The sequence below is a fragment of the Streptomyces zagrosensis genome (genome assembly GCF_014203645.1).
In the GTDB taxonomy this organism is placed as follows: domain Bacteria; phylum Actinomycetota; class Actinomycetes; order Streptomycetales; family Streptomycetaceae; genus Streptomyces; species Streptomyces zagrosensis.
Genome location: NZ_JACHJL010000017.1, coordinates 90,700 through 105,303, shown reverse-complemented (window position 1 = coordinate 105,303; position 14,604 = coordinate 90,700). Strand labels below are relative to the sequence as shown.

19 protein-coding genes and 1 pseudogene are annotated in these 14,604 nt (G+C 67.7%); 12 read left to right on the top strand and 8 right to left on the bottom strand.

Annotated features, from left to right (window positions below; genetic code table 11):
• Positions 1-140: 140 nt before the first annotated feature.
• Entirely contained in the window at positions 141-1,409 is a 1,269-nt protein-coding gene (locus FHS42_RS37520) for a hypothetical protein (RefSeq protein ID WP_246495464.1), read from the top strand.
• 104 nt (positions 1,410-1,513) lie between these two features.
• Here FHS42_RS37520 and FHS42_RS27225 read toward each other — a convergent pair whose 3' ends face one another.
• The gene (locus tag FHS42_RS27225; RefSeq protein ID WP_184576491.1) at positions 1,514-1,705 is read right to left on the bottom strand and encodes a hypothetical protein; all 192 of its coding nucleotides are present in this window, start codon (positions 1,703-1,705) and stop codon (positions 1,514-1,516) included.
• A gap of 26 nt (positions 1,706-1,731) precedes the next feature.
• Here FHS42_RS27225 and FHS42_RS27220 point away from each other — a divergent pair, with 26 nt between their 5' ends.
• Positions 1,732-1,914, top strand: coding sequence for a hypothetical protein (locus tag FHS42_RS27220; RefSeq protein WP_184576489.1), 183 nt, complete (start codon positions 1,732-1,734; stop codon positions 1,912-1,914).
• Here FHS42_RS27220 and FHS42_RS38315 read toward each other — a convergent pair.
• On the bottom strand, positions 1,911-2,033 hold the full coding sequence (locus tag FHS42_RS38315; RefSeq protein ID WP_281392874.1) for a hypothetical protein: 123 nt from the start codon (positions 2,031-2,033) through the stop codon (positions 1,911-1,913). The two genes, FHS42_RS27220 and FHS42_RS38315, sit on opposite strands and share 4 nt — an antisense overlap.
• A gap of 55 nt (positions 2,034-2,088) precedes the next feature.
• Entirely contained in the window at positions 2,089-2,376 is a 288-nt protein-coding gene (locus FHS42_RS27215) for a hypothetical protein (protein WP_184576487.1), read from the bottom strand.
• On the opposite strand from FHS42_RS27215, the gene FHS42_RS27210 reads away from it, so the two are divergent.
• A complete protein-coding gene (locus FHS42_RS27210) occupies positions 2,375-2,902 on the top strand; it encodes a reverse transcriptase domain-containing protein (RefSeq protein WP_221476920.1) in 528 nt (175 codons plus the stop codon). The two genes, FHS42_RS27215 and FHS42_RS27210, sit on opposite strands and share 2 nt — an antisense overlap.
• A gap of 12 nt (positions 2,903-2,914) precedes the next feature.
• Positions 2,915-3,181, top strand: a pseudogene (locus FHS42_RS36330) (group II intron maturase-specific domain-containing protein); the annotation flags it as partial.
• Positions 3,182-3,550: 369 nt separating this feature from the next.
• Here the strand turns inward: FHS42_RS36330 and FHS42_RS27205 are convergent.
• From FHS42_RS27205 to FHS42_RS27190, 4 genes are all read right to left on the bottom strand, one after another.
• Complete coding sequence (locus FHS42_RS27205; protein WP_184576485.1) at positions 3,551-4,429, bottom strand: alpha/beta fold hydrolase; 879 nt, start codon at positions 4,427-4,429, stop codon at positions 3,551-3,553.
• Positions 4,430-4,565: 136 nt separating this feature from the next.
• A complete protein-coding gene (locus FHS42_RS27200; protein ID WP_184576483.1) occupies positions 4,566-5,144 on the bottom strand; it encodes a TetR/AcrR family transcriptional regulator in 579 nt (192 codons plus the stop codon).
• A gap of 185 nt (positions 5,145-5,329) precedes the next feature.
• Positions 5,330-5,533 carry a hypothetical protein gene (locus FHS42_RS27195; RefSeq protein WP_184576482.1) on the bottom strand — a complete coding sequence of 68 codons (204 nt, stop codon included), beginning with the start codon at positions 5,531-5,533 and terminating at the stop codon, positions 5,330-5,332.
• Between the two features lie 166 nt (positions 5,534-5,699).
• A complete protein-coding gene (locus FHS42_RS27190) occupies positions 5,700-6,341 on the bottom strand; it encodes a TetR/AcrR family transcriptional regulator (protein ID WP_184576480.1) in 642 nt (213 codons plus the stop codon).
• A 296-nt stretch (positions 6,342-6,637) separates the two neighbouring features.
• On the opposite strand from FHS42_RS27190, the gene FHS42_RS27185 reads away from it, so the two are divergent.
• The 7 genes from FHS42_RS27185 to FHS42_RS27155 all read left to right on the top strand — a co-directional run bounded on the left by FHS42_RS27185 (position 6,638) and on the right by FHS42_RS27155 (position 13,256).
• Positions 6,638-7,705 carry an SMP-30/gluconolactonase/LRE family protein gene (locus tag FHS42_RS27185; protein ID WP_184576479.1) on the top strand — a complete coding sequence of 356 codons (1,068 nt, stop codon included), beginning with the start codon at positions 6,638-6,640 and terminating at the stop codon, positions 7,703-7,705.
• A 137-nt stretch (positions 7,706-7,842) separates the two neighbouring features.
• Positions 7,843-8,622 (top strand): SDR family NAD(P)-dependent oxidoreductase, encoded by a 780-nt coding sequence (locus FHS42_RS27180; RefSeq protein WP_184576477.1) that lies wholly within the window; start codon positions 7,843-7,845, stop codon positions 8,620-8,622.
• 117 nt (positions 8,623-8,739) lie between these two features.
• Complete coding sequence (locus FHS42_RS27175) at positions 8,740-9,738, top strand: substrate-binding domain-containing protein (RefSeq protein ID WP_184576474.1); 999 nt, start codon at positions 8,740-8,742, stop codon at positions 9,736-9,738.
• A gap of 363 nt (positions 9,739-10,101) precedes the next feature.
• Positions 10,102-10,824: a transposase gene (locus tag FHS42_RS37515; protein WP_246495462.1), complete on the top strand. Its 723-nt coding sequence runs from the start codon at positions 10,102-10,104 to the stop codon at positions 10,822-10,824.
• Positions 10,825-10,862: 38 nt separating this feature from the next.
• On the top strand, positions 10,863-11,336 hold the full coding sequence (locus FHS42_RS27165) for a hypothetical protein (protein ID WP_184576472.1): 474 nt from the start codon (positions 10,863-10,865) through the stop codon (positions 11,334-11,336).
• Positions 11,337-11,566: 230 nt separating this feature from the next.
• Positions 11,567-12,145 (top strand): TetR/AcrR family transcriptional regulator, encoded by a 579-nt coding sequence (locus FHS42_RS27160; RefSeq protein ID WP_184576470.1) that lies wholly within the window; start codon positions 11,567-11,569, stop codon positions 12,143-12,145.
• Positions 12,146-12,374: 229 nt separating this feature from the next.
• The gene (locus FHS42_RS27155) at positions 12,375-13,256 is read left to right on the top strand and encodes an alpha/beta fold hydrolase (protein ID WP_184576469.1); all 882 of its coding nucleotides are present in this window, start codon (positions 12,375-12,377) and stop codon (positions 13,254-13,256) included.
• A gap of 239 nt (positions 13,257-13,495) precedes the next feature.
• Here FHS42_RS27155 and FHS42_RS27150 read toward each other — a convergent pair whose 3' ends face one another.
• Positions 13,496-13,978: a zinc-binding dehydrogenase gene (locus FHS42_RS27150; RefSeq protein ID WP_184576467.1), complete on the bottom strand. Its 483-nt coding sequence runs from the start codon at positions 13,976-13,978 to the stop codon at positions 13,496-13,498.
• Here FHS42_RS27150 and FHS42_RS27145 point away from each other — a divergent pair.
• Positions 13,895-14,491 (top strand): recombinase family protein, encoded by a 597-nt coding sequence (locus FHS42_RS27145; protein WP_184576465.1) that lies wholly within the window; start codon positions 13,895-13,897, stop codon positions 14,489-14,491. The genes FHS42_RS27150 and FHS42_RS27145 overlap by 84 nt on opposite strands.
• Positions 14,492-14,604 lie beyond the last annotated feature (113 nt).

The window sequence follows — 14,604 nt, the reverse complement described above, 5'->3', positions numbered from 1 at the left end:
CTCCTGCGCCTGGCGCGTCGCCCGACCTGATCGATTTCAGCCTCAACGACCAGCGCTCTCAAGCCAGTTGAGCCGATGTCCGCTTGGCGGGCTGCACCCAGGGCAGCATACGCAGCGAACTCGATCAACTACTTACTGCGATGAAGTGGGGGAAGATGGCCCGTCAGCCGAACCCGGACCTCGCCAGCACCTTGACGATCATTCACACCGCCGTACTGCACACGGACAAAAGTATCCGGGAGGCGCTCGACAAGGGCGTCACGAAACTGGAGTCGGCTGGCCAAGCGGCGTACGACGCGACGACCAAGGAAGTCGTCGACGAGCTCGGCCGGATGCGCACGAACTTCCGCGACGTCCACAACAAGCTGAACTCCAACGGTGAAGCGCTCAACACCGCCGTCTACAACGTCATTGATCAGCTGCGCACCGAACTACGCGAAGTCCGCATCGCGCTCGCGGACCTCACCCCGCCCGTACCGCCCCCACCCGAGGCGCATCCCGATCCCGCCTCCTACCTCCATGAGGAATACCGCGCCCACAGCGACGACACCGAGCCCGCGCCAGCGCCGGCCCCCGCAGTCCCTGACGCCGACGAGCCCCCCGAAGAAGCCGACCTCATTGCCGCGGTCCCAGCGCAGCACACCGCCGACGATGCCTCCCCGACTGTGTCCATGGGCGCGGTTCGCCAGGCCGTCCGCGAGGTCCTGGCCGAAGAGCTCACCCCCGTGCTCGCCCTACTCACCGGACCGGACCACAGCAGCACCGGCCCGGCCGACTATCAGCAGGGCCTATCAGACCAGTTGCGGCAAACAGCCGGGGAGATCACAGCAGAGCTCAGCGCAGCTGTGCAGGGAACTCGATCCGAGCTCGCCCTGCTACGCCAGGGGATCGAGGGCTTGGAAACGGCGGTGGCACAGCTGCGGCCCCGGCCCCAAGCCACCGCCGAAGCCGTGACCGCGCAGGTGAGTGAGGGACACAGCGCCCTACTCAAAACGGCGGCCCGCGTCTCCTGCGCCAGCTTACTGTGCCACCGCGACATCTGGGAGTTCGTCACCACCCGCGCCGGGCGGCACCCGCACTTCCGCGTGCCGCCGCAGGTCGCCGACGAGGGAGACGATCGGATCCGCGCCGCTCTGTCAGGGCGCTCGCTGATCGCCTTGCTCATCAGCCTGCACTCCATCGAGAACACCGCCACCGACGGAGACGGCGACCGGGAACTGGCCGCCACCTTGTACGAGCGGGTCGAAGAGAATCTGATCGGCCTCACCCCCAACGGCGAACCGGTCACCATCACCCTCGACGACCGCACCGCCCCCACCCCGGGCACTGCGCCCACCAAGGACGGTCTGGGAGCCGACGACGAACAGGGCCCGGACCGCGACGAGGAGGCTGGGCCGGCCGCCGCGTGACCTACGTGTGGGCGCCGGTCGCGACCAGCTCGGGATCGGCGCCGCGGTCCTGACACGAGCGAAAAAGGCGGCAACGCCGCTGGCCGACGCCACCCGGGGCCCTGTCACTCGGGGGCGGTACGGTTCAGGACTTGCGTCATCTCATCGGCTGTGGGCATGAGCCGCTCGGCGACGACTGGGTCGCCGGGCGCCACTTGTCCGGCGGAGAAGGACAGCAGGCGGACCGCTTGCGCCAGGGCGCCCCGCAGGTCGGCGATGTGCTGGTCACAGATCTCGGCGGCGGGCGTGATGGCCATGCTCAGATCTCCTTCAGTTCGGTGGGGTGTCCCCCTTGGATTCGCCCTGGCAGGACACCATCACCGAACGGGACGGCTGGCGCCAGCGCGCGGCGAACCTGAAGGGCGAGAAGGACCACCCCTTCGCCGTGGACTACCCCGTCTGCCACCGCTACCACCAGTCACCGAGCTACTCCCCGGCCCGAGCGAGGGCGGGCACGGTGACCTAGCAGGCGAGTTCCACGGTGAGGCCATTATCGGTGCACTCGGCGGCGAGGTCGGTCAGAGCTGTGATCTCCGCCGGGTCGGCGGCCAGTCCCCACCGGGATGGGGGTCGAGTAGGAACCATGCAGAGAGTGCAGTTTGCTGTCACATGATTTGACACCCGGGGATGGCGCTGCGCGTCACGCGGGCCCGAAGGTCTCACCGTGTTCCTTGGTCCAGATTTTCAGGATGCTGTCGCGGCCGTCGTCCGTCTCCTCGGCGAGCTGGATCAGCACGCCGTCGAGCGAACCGTAGGTGCCGAGCCACGCCGTGAACTTCCGCTCGGCGACGGCGAGATCGGCCCACCAGCCGCTGGAGGACGGGCCGTCCTTCTCGAACTGCAAGGTGACGCGGTAGGTGGTCACCGGGCGGGCTTCGGCTGCTCGGCCGGGCGTGGGGCGGGGAGTTCGCCAGGCATCCGAAGTCATGACGACCTCCGGCGACCGAGAAGAGACACTGACCGGCACCCCGCAAGGCGGGATTCTCTCCCCGCTGCTGGCCAACATCGCACTGTCCGCGCTGGACGAGCACTTCGCCCGGCAGTGGCAGCAGGAGATGGGCAGCTACAAGCGGCGGGTCACGCGCAGGAAGCACGGACTGGGCAACTGGCGGCTGATCCGTTTCGCGGACGACTTCGTACTGATGGTCTCCGGGGAACGCTGCCACGCCGAGAGCCTGCGCGAGGAGGTGGCCGGCGTGCTCGCCCCGTTGGGGTTGCGGCCGGCACCGGAGAAGACCCAGGTGGTCCATATCGATGAGGGCTTCGACTTCCTCGGTTTCCACATCCGAAGGCAGCGGAAACCAGGAACGCAGAAGCACTACGTCTACACCAAGCCGTCCAAGAAGGCGATCCAGTCGATCGAGGACAAGGTGAAAGACAGGACACGCAGATCAGACCTGCACAGGGACGTGGACGAGCTGCTGGCCAGCCTCAACCGCACCCTGCGCGGGTGAGCGAACTACTTCCGGCACGGGGTGTCGAAGGCGGTATTCAGCACGGTCGATGACCACGCGTGGCATCGCATCGTCCGCTGGATCTTCCACAAGCACTCCCGGCTCAGCTGGAGGGAACTGCGCCGCCGGTTCTGCCGACCGGGCAGTTGGAAGCTCATCTGCGACGGAGTCGAGTTCACCGGCGCGTCCAGCGTCGAAGTGATCCGCTACCGCTATCGCGGCAGCAACATCCCGACCCCGTGGACACCACGACCGGCAGTCGCCAACACCGGGGGCTGACCACCGGCCAAGGCACGTGGAACGCCCGTTGCGTGGAGACCCGCACGGCGGGTGCGGCGGGCGGGTCGGGGAAACGGGCTGGTCGCAAGGCCAGTACCGCGCCCCGGCCCGACCCAACCCAGCCGCAAACGGCGGTGATCAGTCCTCGGACCTGGTGGGTTGGGGCAGTTCCGGCGTGTCGTCGCCTCAGCGAGTACGAGACGACCGCCCTTCAGTTCGGGCACATAGTTGTGGATCGTGTTTCTGAGACGCCGAGGAGCTTCGCGATCGAGGTGACGGTGTTCTCCGGGCGGGCGAGCAGGTCGCGGGCGTGACGTACCCGCTCCCCCTTCATCGCCGGCGGGCGGCCGGCATCGCGGCCTGGACCGTCTACGAGTTCCCGGCCAGGAAGGGCAGGACCACGTCGGCCATCTCGTCGGGTACTTCTTCGGCGAGGTCGTGTCCGGCGTCGAGGACGTGCCCGGTGACGTCGTGGGCCATGAGCCGCATCTGGGACTCGTTGCGGTCGCCGATGAAGGCCGAACCACCGAGCGCCAGCACCGGGATGTCCAGCTTCTTCTGTGCGGCCTGCCGGTTCTGTTCGGCGTCGACGAGCATCGCCCGGTATATCGAGAGCATCGCGCGGATGCCGCCGGGCATGGAGTAGCAGCGCACGTATTCGTCGACCGCGTCGGGGGTGGCGGTGTCGGGGTGGCTGCGCTCGAACTTGATCATGTAGGTGATCAGCTCGCGCTCGTGCCCGGCGATCAGCATCTCGGGCACGTCCGGCTGGAAGTAGAAGCCCAGATGCCACAGGTGCAGGCCGGCGGCGTTCTCGGGGGTGAGGGCGGTGTGGTCCTCGAAGCCGAAGCCGGGGAGGAGGGCCTCGGCGAACACGAGGGCGTGGACGTGGTCGCGGTGGCGGGCGGCGAGCTGGTAGCCGATCACCGCTCCCCAGTCCTCTCCGATCACGGCGTACGTCTCGTGTCCGAGGTGGGTCATCAGCTCGGCGATGTCGTCGCTCATCGTCGCGGAGTCGTAGCCGTACGCGGGGCGGGCGGAGTCGCCGAGGCCGCGGAGGTCGGGTACGACGACGGTGTAACGGGGCGTCAGCTTCGGGACGAGGTGGCGCCAGTGGTAGCCGGTCTTGGGCACGCCGTGCAGCAGCACCACGGCGGGGCCGGACCCGGCCGTCCGGTAGTGCAGGCTCGTTCCGTTGACGGCGGCACGGCCGGTGCGCAGGGGCGTTGCGGTGTGGTCGTACATCATGACGTGGGTGCTTCCTGTCCTGGGTGGGTCGGCGCTGGGGGGACGCTGTCGTCGCGGCGGTGCCGGGCGCCCCATTTTCTTGATCGATCGTTACGGATTCGAGGTACGGGAAACGCCTGGCCGAGGCCGCGCACCCTCAGTCGAGAGCGGTCAGCGCGACGTCCACGAGGGGTTCGAGTGCGGAGGCGTCTGGCGTGATCTTCGAGGAGACCAGCAGCCCGTTGAGGAAGGTGACCAGGAACGCGGCGACTGTGTGTGGGGCGTGCCGCGCCGCGATTTCGCCCCGCTCCATCGCGGCCCGCAGCACCTCGGTCAACGCCTCCCGGCTCGCGTCCTGCATGTCGCGCACGGTGCGGCGGGTCACCGTGTCCTGAGGCAGCCTTTCGCAGACGGCATTGACGGCCAGGCAGCCTTGGCCGCCGCGCCCGACGGCGATGCGGATCCGCTCTGTCAGCAGCGTACGGATCGCCGCGCGGGCGTCCGCCCCCTCCTCCAGGCTGCGCAGGGCGGCTGCGGCGAGGGTGGTGCGGTAGTGCTCCAGCGCGGCCCTGTACAGGCCGTCCTTGTCGCCGAACGCCGCATACAGGGACCCTTGTCCGATCTCCAGGTGCTGGGTCAGATCGCGCACCGAGGTCGCCTCATAGCCGCGCGTCCAGAACAGTTCCATCGCGCGGCTCACCGCCGCCTCGGTGTTGAACTCCCGGGTCCTTGCCATGACTCCACCGTAACTTATCTGGATCGCACGATCAAGAAAGCGGGAACGGGACTGGCGGTGCGCTGAGCCGCTGGTCGGCCTCGTCTGGAGAGGACGAAGCTCACCGTCATGGGACCCCTGGTACCGATGGCCCCTCCTCCTTTCTCACCGGTGACCGCACCACAGGGACGGAGCTGTTCGTGGAGTCATCGTCGGCCGACGACTCCCTTCGGGTAGTGGCGGCGCAGGTTGGCGGCGAGGATGCGGTCGAGCGTGCGGTCGTACAGGATCGGCACCAGGCGCAGTATCAAGGCGGCGTCCCGGCCGGCGGTGTAGCGGGGGCAGGGACTGCGGGTCGTCATCTCCCGCTTCCGCTCGTGCAGCAGCGAGGCCAGCAACGTCACCCGCAACGAGTGGCATCGTGGTCCCGAGCCGGCGCCGCAGCGCGGTAGGGCTCCGCCGACTGGATGAGCGAGGTCGCCGGCCGTCTGACGTCGAGCATCATCGATGCGAACCACCGCTCGGTACGGGACCGGTGGCCGGTGGACACCGGACCCAGCCCGACGGAGGACGTGTTCAGTGATCCTCGCGGAGCAGTCCGGTGTCGTTGAGTGCGATGCGGACGTCGCGGGTGAAGGCGGTGATGTCGTCGAGTCCGAATGCTGTGTACTGGAGGACGAAACCGTGCAGCAGCGCCATCACCACTCGTGCGCCTCGATCGGGGTCCAGTTCGGTCGGCACGCTGCCCGCTCGCTGGCCGTTGCGGAGCGCCTCCGCGATGCGTCCGCGTACGTCCTCGAAGCCCGTTCGGGCCTGCTGTTGCAGCGCTTCGTGCCGCAGCAGGAGTCCCCAGGCCTGGACGGCGCAGCGCAGCAGTTCCTCGACGGGGACGGCCTGACCCGCCGCGTCGACGGTGTCCTCACCGCTCACCGGGTCGATCGCCGCCGCGACCAGGTCGGCTACCGTCACGGCGGCGGCTGTGTCGGCGAGGCGCTCGACGGGCGCGAACATCATCCGGAACGCGTCGCCGGCGATTTCGAGGATGATCTCTTCCTTGCCGGCGAAGTAGCGGTAGGGGGCGCCGACCGACACGCCTGCTTCGGCGGCGATGTCGGGCATCGAGGTCTGGTCGAAGCCGTCGCGTGAGAAGCGGCGACGGGCCGCCGCCCCGATCCGCGAGCGATTGGCCGCCCGGCGTTCGGCGGTGATGCGGGGCATCAGCCACACCCCCTTCCGTCAGCGAACGATCATTCACCTTGACAGTAGCACCCGGCATCGCCAGAATAAAAGTGAAAGATCATTCACCGATAACGGCGGGGGCTTGTGCCGGCTGCTCCGCAGCTCAAGGCGGGCATGCGCCGGTACGAGTACGCCGAGTCGCATTTCGACGGGCGACTTGGGGCCGCATCACCTGACGCCTCACCACCTTGGTCACCGACGCGGTCGCCGCCGCGCTGCGCCGCCCCAGACCCACGCACCCCTGACGTAACGATCCGGAAAGGTCCTCCGACAAGATGTCCACTCGCACCACCTCACGGCGCGCGATCCGGCGACGCGCGCTGGTCGCCCTCACCACGATGTCCGCCGCTCTGGCCGCGTTCACGTTCCCCGCCAGCGCCACGACTGTCGCCGCCGGAACGACCACTGTCGACCAGTGCCCCTATCTCCACAACGCTGCACACACCGCCGTGACGCACACCGTTGCGACCGCCGCGCACACCGACGCCCGCACGATCACGATCGACGACCCGTGCGCCTACCCCGAAAGCATCGCGGCCGACAACGACTACATCTACACCGGCAACATCAGCAACGGCACCATCTACCGCGGGAGGATCGGGGCGAAGACACTTGAGCCGTTCCTTCCCGGTGGTCAGGACGGCCGCGCCCAGGCCACCGGGATCAAGACCACCGGCGACCGCCTGCTGGTGGCGGGCGCCTTCAAAGGGAACTTCTTCGTCTACACCAAGACCGGGAAGCTCGTCTCCTCTTACAGCGTGCCCACGTCCACCGAGCCGACCCTCGTGAACGACGCAGCGGTCGCCGCCAACGGGGACGTCTACATCACAGACTCGTTCCGTGCCGTGGTGTACCGGATCCCGGCGGCCGAGGTGCATGCCCCGGCCACCGGCGTCCACCGGATTCTCCAAGTCGCCTATCACCTGCCGGACTACGTGCCCGGCCAGTCCAACGGCAACGGCATCGTCACCAGCCCCGACGGCAAGTCGCTGATCATCGGCTATTGGTCCAGCGGCGCGCTCTACCGGCTCACCCTCGCCACCGGCGAGATCCGCAAGGTCGCGCACCCGCCCCTGCACAGCGCGGACGGCATCGCGCGGCGGGGAAACACCCTGTACATCGCCCGCTCGGTCGACAACACGATCGCCACCGTGCGCCTGTCCGGCGACGGCACCCGCGGCACCGTCGTCTCTGAACGCACCTATCCGGGAGCCGACACCACCACCGGCATCGCCGTGGTCGGGAACCGGTTGGTGGTGACCAACTCCCAGATGGACACCTTCCTGTACCACGATCCGCTGACCAGATCGGTATTCACCCTCGCAAGCCTGCCGGCGAACTGACCCGCCAAGGCCGTTCCGCGAACCTGGCCAGGTTCGCGGAACGGCACCTGTGAAGACCAACACGGGCACCACTGCTACCTGCGCCGCTGTCAGCATCCGACACCTCGACAACGGATCGCACCTAAGGACGTGTCCTTATGAATAAGCTCGCACTCGTCACCGGCGCGACGTCCGGTATCGGCAAGGCCTTCGCCGAGCGTTTCGCCGCCGACGGCCACGACCTGATCATCGTCGGCCGCCGCCGGGACCGCCTCGATCAGTTCGTCTGCGATCACCCCGACGTCAGGGTGCGCGCGGTCCCTGCAGACCTGTCGACCGAGGAGGGCATAGACACCGTCGCCGCATACTGTGCCGACGAACCCCTGGACATACTGGTCAATAACGCCGGTGTGTCCCACTACATGCCGCTGGCCGACTTGCCCGCCGACAAGGCCCACGAACTGGTCTACGTCAAGGTCCTCGCTCCTACCCAGCTGATGCGCGCTGCCGTCGGCGGCATGCAGCACCGCGGCGCGGGCACGATCATCAACGTGGCCGGCATGATCGCCTTCAGCGGACCCGCCGACAAGTCCGTCATGCCGCGCCGCGCTGTCTACGCAGGCACCCTCGCGCACCTCGTGGCCATGTCCCAGACCCTCAGCGCCGAGTTGGAGGGCACCGGCGTTCACGTCCACGTCGTATGTCCCGGCGTGGTGGCCACCGAGTTCCACTCCTCGCAGGGCATGGACCTCAGCGCCATACCCCGCATGAGCGCCGACGACCTCGTGACAGGCGCGCTGCGCGGCCTGGAGCTCGGCGAGGTCGTCATCGCACCCGGAGTCGAGGACTATCAACTGCTCATGGACGTCTCTACCGCCGACCTCGCAGCGTTCGGCGGCCAAAGCCCAGACGTGGCCAACCGTTACCAGACCGACTGACGAAGCAAGAGGCTGCGAAGCAAAGCAGCATGCCGGCCCATGTCACGGGCAGCCAATTCGAGCCCTAAGGCCGAGCCGGCGAGATCCAAAGCGCTACCAGCGATGAGGAAGCGGCACATGAGCGATCTGGACCTGCGTATCGGGAGTTTCCGGTACGACAACACCGAGGCGCTGTTCAACGGGACGGTAGCAGTAGCCGGAGTGCGGAGCACCACGATCTCGACCGCGGCAACCCTGCCCGGGGTCTTCGATTACCTCGTGCATGGGAACGTCGACGTGTCAGAGTTCGGTCTCACGTTCCTGCTGCGGGCCCTTGACCAAGGCGTCCCGTACGCCGTCATCCCGGCTTTCCCCGTGCGGATGTTCCGGCACTCGGCCGTGTTCGTGAACGCCCACAGCGGCATCACAGGGCCCACCGACCTGGTCGGCAAGAACATCGGCGAGTTCGGTGTCTACGGCCAGGACCCCGGCGTCTGGATCAAGGGCATCCTCGCCGAGGACTACGGATTCCGGCCCGAAGACAATCGATGGGTGATCGGCGGGCTGAACCATCCCGCGCCGCCGTTCGAGTTCACCACCCACCCGCGCCCCGACGGTGTCGACATCACCACCACGCCCGAGGGCAAGTCACTGTCCACCATGCTCGACACCGGCGAGATCGACGCGCTGTTCACGGCCAACGCACCACAGCCGTTCCTGGACGGCTCGCCGAACATCACCCGGCTGTTCCCGGACTACGAGCCGATCGAGCGAGATTACTACCGCCGGACCCGGAACTTCCCGATCATGCACGCCGTCGTGGCCCGCCGCGGGCTGCTGGACGCCCGCCCCGGACTCGCCCGCGCCGTCTACAACGCCTTCTACGACGCGAAAGAAGCCGGTGCCGATCGCTACCGGCGGTTCCGTCGTCTCTACCAGACCCCGGTGATGCTGCCCTGGGCTAACGCGCTCATGGAACGGAACGACGAGTTGTTCGGACACGACTGGTGGCCCTACGGGGTGAAGGCGAACCTGCACACGCTCGACACTTTCCTGCGCTACCACTACGAGCAGGGGCTCTCCGCGCGCCGCTGGACCGTCGAGGAGATCGTCGCCCCGCAATTGCTGGACACATGACCACGCCGCATCTCGACATAGCCGTCACCGGCTACGACAACACGCGGGCCCTGTTCGACGGCACCGTGACGTTCGACGGCCTCAACGTCACCCTGCACAGTCCCGCCATTTCCGAGATCTTCGCCGGAATGGCCGCTGGCGAGTTCGACCTCGCCGAATTCGGCCTGACCCACTACCTGCGCGCATTGGACACCGGCACGGATCTCCTCGCCTTCCCGGTCTACCCCGCACGGGTGTTCCGGCATTCCAGCTGTCTTCGTCAATACGACCAAGGGGATCACCGGCCCGGCGGACCTCGTCGGCCGCACGATCGGCGAGTTCGGCATCTACGGTCAGGATTCGGATATCTGGGCGAAGGGCATCTTGGCCGAGGACTACGGCTTCGCGCCGGAGAACAACCGCTGGGTCATCGGCGGGCTCGAGACTTCGCTCACTGCCGGTTTCGAGTTCACCACCCACCCGCACCCGCAGGGCGTCGACGTCGGGTTCGCGCCGCCGGGCCGCACCCTCGCCGAGATGCTCGACCGCGGCGAAATCGACGCGCTCTTCACTTCCAACGCGCCTTCGACCTACCTCGCCGGTTCGTCGAACATCGCCCCGCTGTTCACTGACCACGAGGCCCGAGAACGAGACTGGTATCGCCGCACCGGCATCTTCCCGATGATGCACACCGTCGTCGCGCGCCGCGAACTGTTCGAGGCCAATGCCGGCCTGGCCCAGCGCCTGTACTGGGGTTTCGTCGCGGCCAAGGACGTCGCTGCCGCGTGGTATCGCAACATGCGAAGGCTGTTCCAGGTCACCACGATGGTGCCGTGGATGTATCAGCTCTTCGAGAAGAATCGCTTGCTGCTCGTGCACGTCAACACCCTGCACCTCCAGCAGGTCCTGGCCGAACCGAAGGGGGCCAAGAAGCTGAGCACCGAGGACCGGCGCGACCTGACCGCGCTGTTCTGGTCGAACATCAACCCGTACGGCACGTTCCGCCTGGACATGAACAAGCGGCTCGACCTGGTGCCGGCCGCCACCGTGCCCCGCCCCCGCACCCCGGCGGACACCGCCGCCCGACCCGTCACGGAGACACGATGACCTAGTTCCACGACTTCCAGGACATCACCGACCCCTGGATGCACGAGGCCGCATGGCGGGCCCACGATCTGTGGCGGGCCTACGCCGCACGCGACCGCACCGCGGTCGCCGAACACCTCGCGCACCTGGAGGAAGACCAACTGGAGTTCGCCAGGGGCGAGACCGCGAACTTCTACAACGACACCCTCCAGATGCTCCGGGACACCGGCCGCCCGTACGTCCCAGCGTCCCTCGTGCGGGACGTCGATGCCCTGGCTCGCTTCGCGCCGACCGAGCACGAGTTCGCCGCCACCACGGCTGCCCGCCAGTTGGCCCGGGGCGAGCTGGCGATGCGAGAGCTGATCGACGGAGGGTCGCTGGAGGTCCGCGACCGCATCCACACTCTGACCGACTACGCCCTCGCCCTCCTCCTCGTCTCCTTCAGCCGCAAGCGGGTGCAGCAGATGCTCGACAAGGCCGCCGACATGGCCGAGGCGGTCGGCGGACGGCCGCGCCCGTACAGCGTCGGGTGACGCCGACCCGCACCTCCCGGCCTTCAAGAAACGCCGAACACCGCCCCGGCGGCTGTGACTGAGCGCCTCAGATGGCCGAAGGACGGCGATTGCCAGCGTGGCCCGACAAGATGTGACGCCTGCTGGTCGTCCCGTCGGCGGGGTGGGTTTTCGGCTCTTCGATGTCGGCGTCGTCTCCGCGATCGCACTGCATTCTTGAGCGATCGATCCAGATCGACTACGGTGGGCGCATGGCGAGGACCCGGGAATTCGACACCGAGGCGGCGGTGAGTCGCGCGATGGAGCTGTTCTGGGTGCGCGGATACGAGGCAACCTCGGTGCACGACCTGACCCAGTGCCTCGGGATCGGACTGGGCTCTCTGTACGCCGCGTTCGGCGGCAAGGACGGCCTGTACCGGGCTGCACTGGAGCACTACCGCGCCACCTTCGCGGCGGCCGCCCTGCGCAGCCTCGAACAGGGGACGGGTGCCCGATCGGCGATTCGCGCGCTACTGGTCGAGCGGATCCGGATCGCTGTCGAACATGGCGGCAGGGGCTGCCTGTTGGTCAATGCCGCCACCGAGCGCCTGCCACAGGACCAGCCGACCCGGCGCACCCTGCAGGACGTACTGAGCGCCAACCAGAACGCGCTCGCTGACCTGCTGCGAGCGGCGGCGGAGCGCGGCGAGCTCTCGACGCGACACGACCCGCCCACCCTCGCCGCCTTCCTCGTCACGTTCCTCAACGGGCTCCTCGTCTCCGCGAAGATCACTCCGGACGCCCGCGCCCTCGAACCCCTCGTGGAGGTCGCACTGACCACGCTCGACTGATTTCTTCATGCCCGGAATGTGTATCGGTCGATCCAGATAAGCGCCCGGCGCGACAGCGATGCCGGCGATGCTGCCTACGCCTCGTGCCACGACACCGGATGCCCCATGTCCCCTCGCTCACCGTGACCGCACCAGCCCTCGGCGGTGGCCGAGGGAGCAACTTCCCGAGGTGAGCACCGCGACCTCCCGCGAGTTCTTCGCGAGACACCCCAGAAAAGGTGAAGAAGGAATGATTTTCGACCATCACGAAAAGCCCGTTCGCACAGGCCGGGCCACCGTCAACGGAACGAGTCTGCACTACCGGACAGGCGGGTCCGGGCCGGCCGTGGTGCTCCTGCACGGCGTGCCGAAGACCAGCTACCACTGGCGGCACCTCGTCCCGAAGCTGACGCCGCACCACACCGTCGTCGTGCCCGACCTCCGTGGCCTCGGTGACTCCGCACGTCCCGCAGACGGCTACGACTCCGCGACGATGAGCGACGACATCGCCGCGCTGATGGGCCACCTCGGACATGACACCTACAGCGTGATCGGAGAGGACTGGGGAGCAGTGATCGGCTACCAGGTCGCCGCCCGGCACGGCGATCACGTCAACGCCCTGATCTTCGCCGAGGCGCTGTTCCCCGGGTTCGGCTTCGAGGACCACACCGCACTTACGCAGGAAAACGTCGCGAGCGGCATGCACCTGTGGCACCTGGGCTTCTACTTCCAGCCGGACGTACCCGAGATGCTCATCGCCGGACACGAACGCGAACTGATCACCTACATGATCAAATACGAGCGCAGCCACCCGGACACCGCCACCCCCGACGCGATCGAAGAGTACGTGCGCTGCTACTCCATGCCCGGTGGCATCCGCGCGATGCTGTCGATCTACCGGGCGATGCTCGTCGACGCCGAGCAGAACCGGCAAGCAGCCCAAAAGAAGCTGGACATCCCGGTGTTGGCCCTCGGCGGCTCGGCCTTCATCGGCGACCGCAACGAGTCCCAGATGAAGCTGTTCGCCCACGACGTCACCGGCCACGTCTTCAACGCCGGACACGACCTCGCCGAGGAGGTACCCGACGAGATGGCCGAAGTCGTACTGCCCTTCCTGGCCAAGCAGAGGTAACCGCAAGACCACGGCGCGACCCGACGCCACATGGTCACACCACCAAGGCACACCCGGCAGGTCAACGCTGAGATCAACGCCGAGCTGAGCACGAGAGCGGCCGGCGGAAGCGCTCAGGTCTGGCAGTGGCGATGAGTGGTCAGTCGTCGTGGAGGCCCCGCTCGTCACGGCCGTCGTGGTGGTGGGCTTCAAGCCATCGCGGTGTGTCCGGGCGACGGTCTCGCCAGGGGTGGGGTGTCTCAGCGCACCTGTAGGGCGAGTTTGCGGCCGGGCTTGCCGGACATGCTCAGCTCGGCTGCCTCGCGCCACTGCTCCAGCGGGTACGTGCCGGCGAGCGGGATGGAGAAGTGACCGTCGGCCGCCATCCGCCCGTACTCGCCCAGGACGTGGTGGTGGTACTCGTGGCCTTCCTCGCCGGACTGGAAGCGCACGCCCAGTTCCTGAGCTGTAGCGAAGTCGCTCATGGTCAGGGCGTCTTCGGGGTTGGCGACGGTGCGCACTATCTCGGGCAGGGAGTTGCTGACCGGGGCGGCGTCGAAGGCCAGGGCGACGGGGCCGCCGGCGAGCTCGCGTACCCGTTCGGCAATTCCCTCGCCGTAGCCGGTGACCTCGGCGCCCAGTCCGCGTAGCGCGTCGGCGTGCGTCGTTCCGGTGGTCGCGATCACCCGGGCGCCGTAGCGCAGGGCGATCTGGGTGGCGGCATAGCCCACGGCGCTGGTCACTGGGGAAGAGCCCGCCGGCCTGGGCCCAGTCCGCGGGGGTCACGCCGCAGATACCGACGCCCGGGGGACACCCTCGTCGTGCCCAGCCTGGACCGACTCGGCCGCTCGATCCAAGACCTCATCTCGATCGTGTCCGGCCTCCGCAAGCGCGGGATCGGCTTCCAGTCGCTGTATGAGGCGCTCGACACCACCACGCCCGGCGGCAGGCTCGTCTTCCACGTCTTCGCAGCGCTCGCGGAGTTCATCCGGGAACTGATCGTGCAGGGCACGCACGAGGGCCTCGCTCAGGCGCGCGCCCGCGGCGCCCGACTCGGCCGTCCGCCCGCGATGGACGAGGAGAAGATCCGGCACGCTCGCGCGCTGCTCGCCCGTCCGGAGAACAGCATCTCGTCCATTGCAAAGCTGTTGGGTGTCTCGCGGAACACGATCTACAAGTACGTCCCTGAGCTGGCGGAGGGCCGCGACTCCCTCGTCGCCGGGGACGCTCCTGCTCTGCCCTCACCTCGCTCCTGAGCGTCGGTCGCGCGGAACCGCCATAAGCGACAAGCTTCTGGCCCGGGCAAGTTCTACTTTTCGGCCCTCATTTGAGGGCCGAAAAGTAGAACCGATGGTCTACGACGGACCGC

Excerpts from the sequence above, each read along its gene's own strand:
- FHS42_RS27185 (WP_184576479.1), top strand. The coding sequence starts at position 6,638 with ATGTCCACTCGCACCACCTCACGGCGCGCGATCCGGCGACGCGCGCTG.
- FHS42_RS27165 (WP_184576472.1), top strand. The coding sequence starts at position 10,863 with ATGCACGAGGCCGCATGGCGGGCCCACGATCTGTGGCGGGCCTACGCC.
- FHS42_RS27225 (WP_184576491.1), bottom strand. The coding sequence starts at position 1,705 with ATGGCCATCACGCCCGCCGCCGAGATCTGTGACCAGCACATCGCCGAC.
- FHS42_RS38315 (WP_281392874.1), bottom strand. The coding sequence starts at position 2,033 with ATGGTTCCTACTCGACCCCCATCCCGGTGGGGACTGGCCGCCGACCCG.
- FHS42_RS27160 (WP_184576470.1), top strand. The coding sequence starts at position 11,567 with ATGGCGAGGACCCGGGAATTCGACACCGAGGCGGCGGTGAGTCGCGCG.
- FHS42_RS27155 (WP_184576469.1), top strand. The coding sequence starts at position 12,375 with ATGATTTTCGACCATCACGAAAAGCCCGTTCGCACAGGCCGGGCCACC.
- FHS42_RS27175 (WP_184576474.1), top strand. The coding sequence starts at position 8,740 with ATGAGCGATCTGGACCTGCGTATCGGGAGTTTCCGGTACGACAACACC.
- FHS42_RS27210 (WP_221476920.1), top strand. The coding sequence starts at position 2,375 with ATGACGACCTCCGGCGACCGAGAAGAGACACTGACCGGCACCCCGCAA.
- FHS42_RS27190 (WP_184576480.1), bottom strand. The coding sequence starts at position 6,341 with ATGCCCCGCATCACCGCCGAACGCCGGGCGGCCAATCGCTCGCGGATC.
- FHS42_RS27205 (WP_184576485.1), bottom strand. The coding sequence starts at position 4,429 with ATGATGTACGACCACACCGCAACGCCCCTGCGCACCGGCCGTGCCGCC.
- FHS42_RS27215 (WP_184576487.1), bottom strand. The coding sequence starts at position 2,376 with ATGACTTCGGATGCCTGGCGAACTCCCCGCCCCACGCCCGGCCGAGCA.
- FHS42_RS27200 (WP_184576483.1), bottom strand. The coding sequence starts at position 5,144 with ATGGCAAGGACCCGGGAGTTCAACACCGAGGCGGCGGTGAGCCGCGCG.
- FHS42_RS37520 (WP_246495464.1), top strand. The coding sequence starts at position 141 with ATGAAGTGGGGGAAGATGGCCCGTCAGCCGAACCCGGACCTCGCCAGC.
- FHS42_RS27180 (WP_184576477.1), top strand. The coding sequence starts at position 7,843 with ATGAATAAGCTCGCACTCGTCACCGGCGCGACGTCCGGTATCGGCAAG.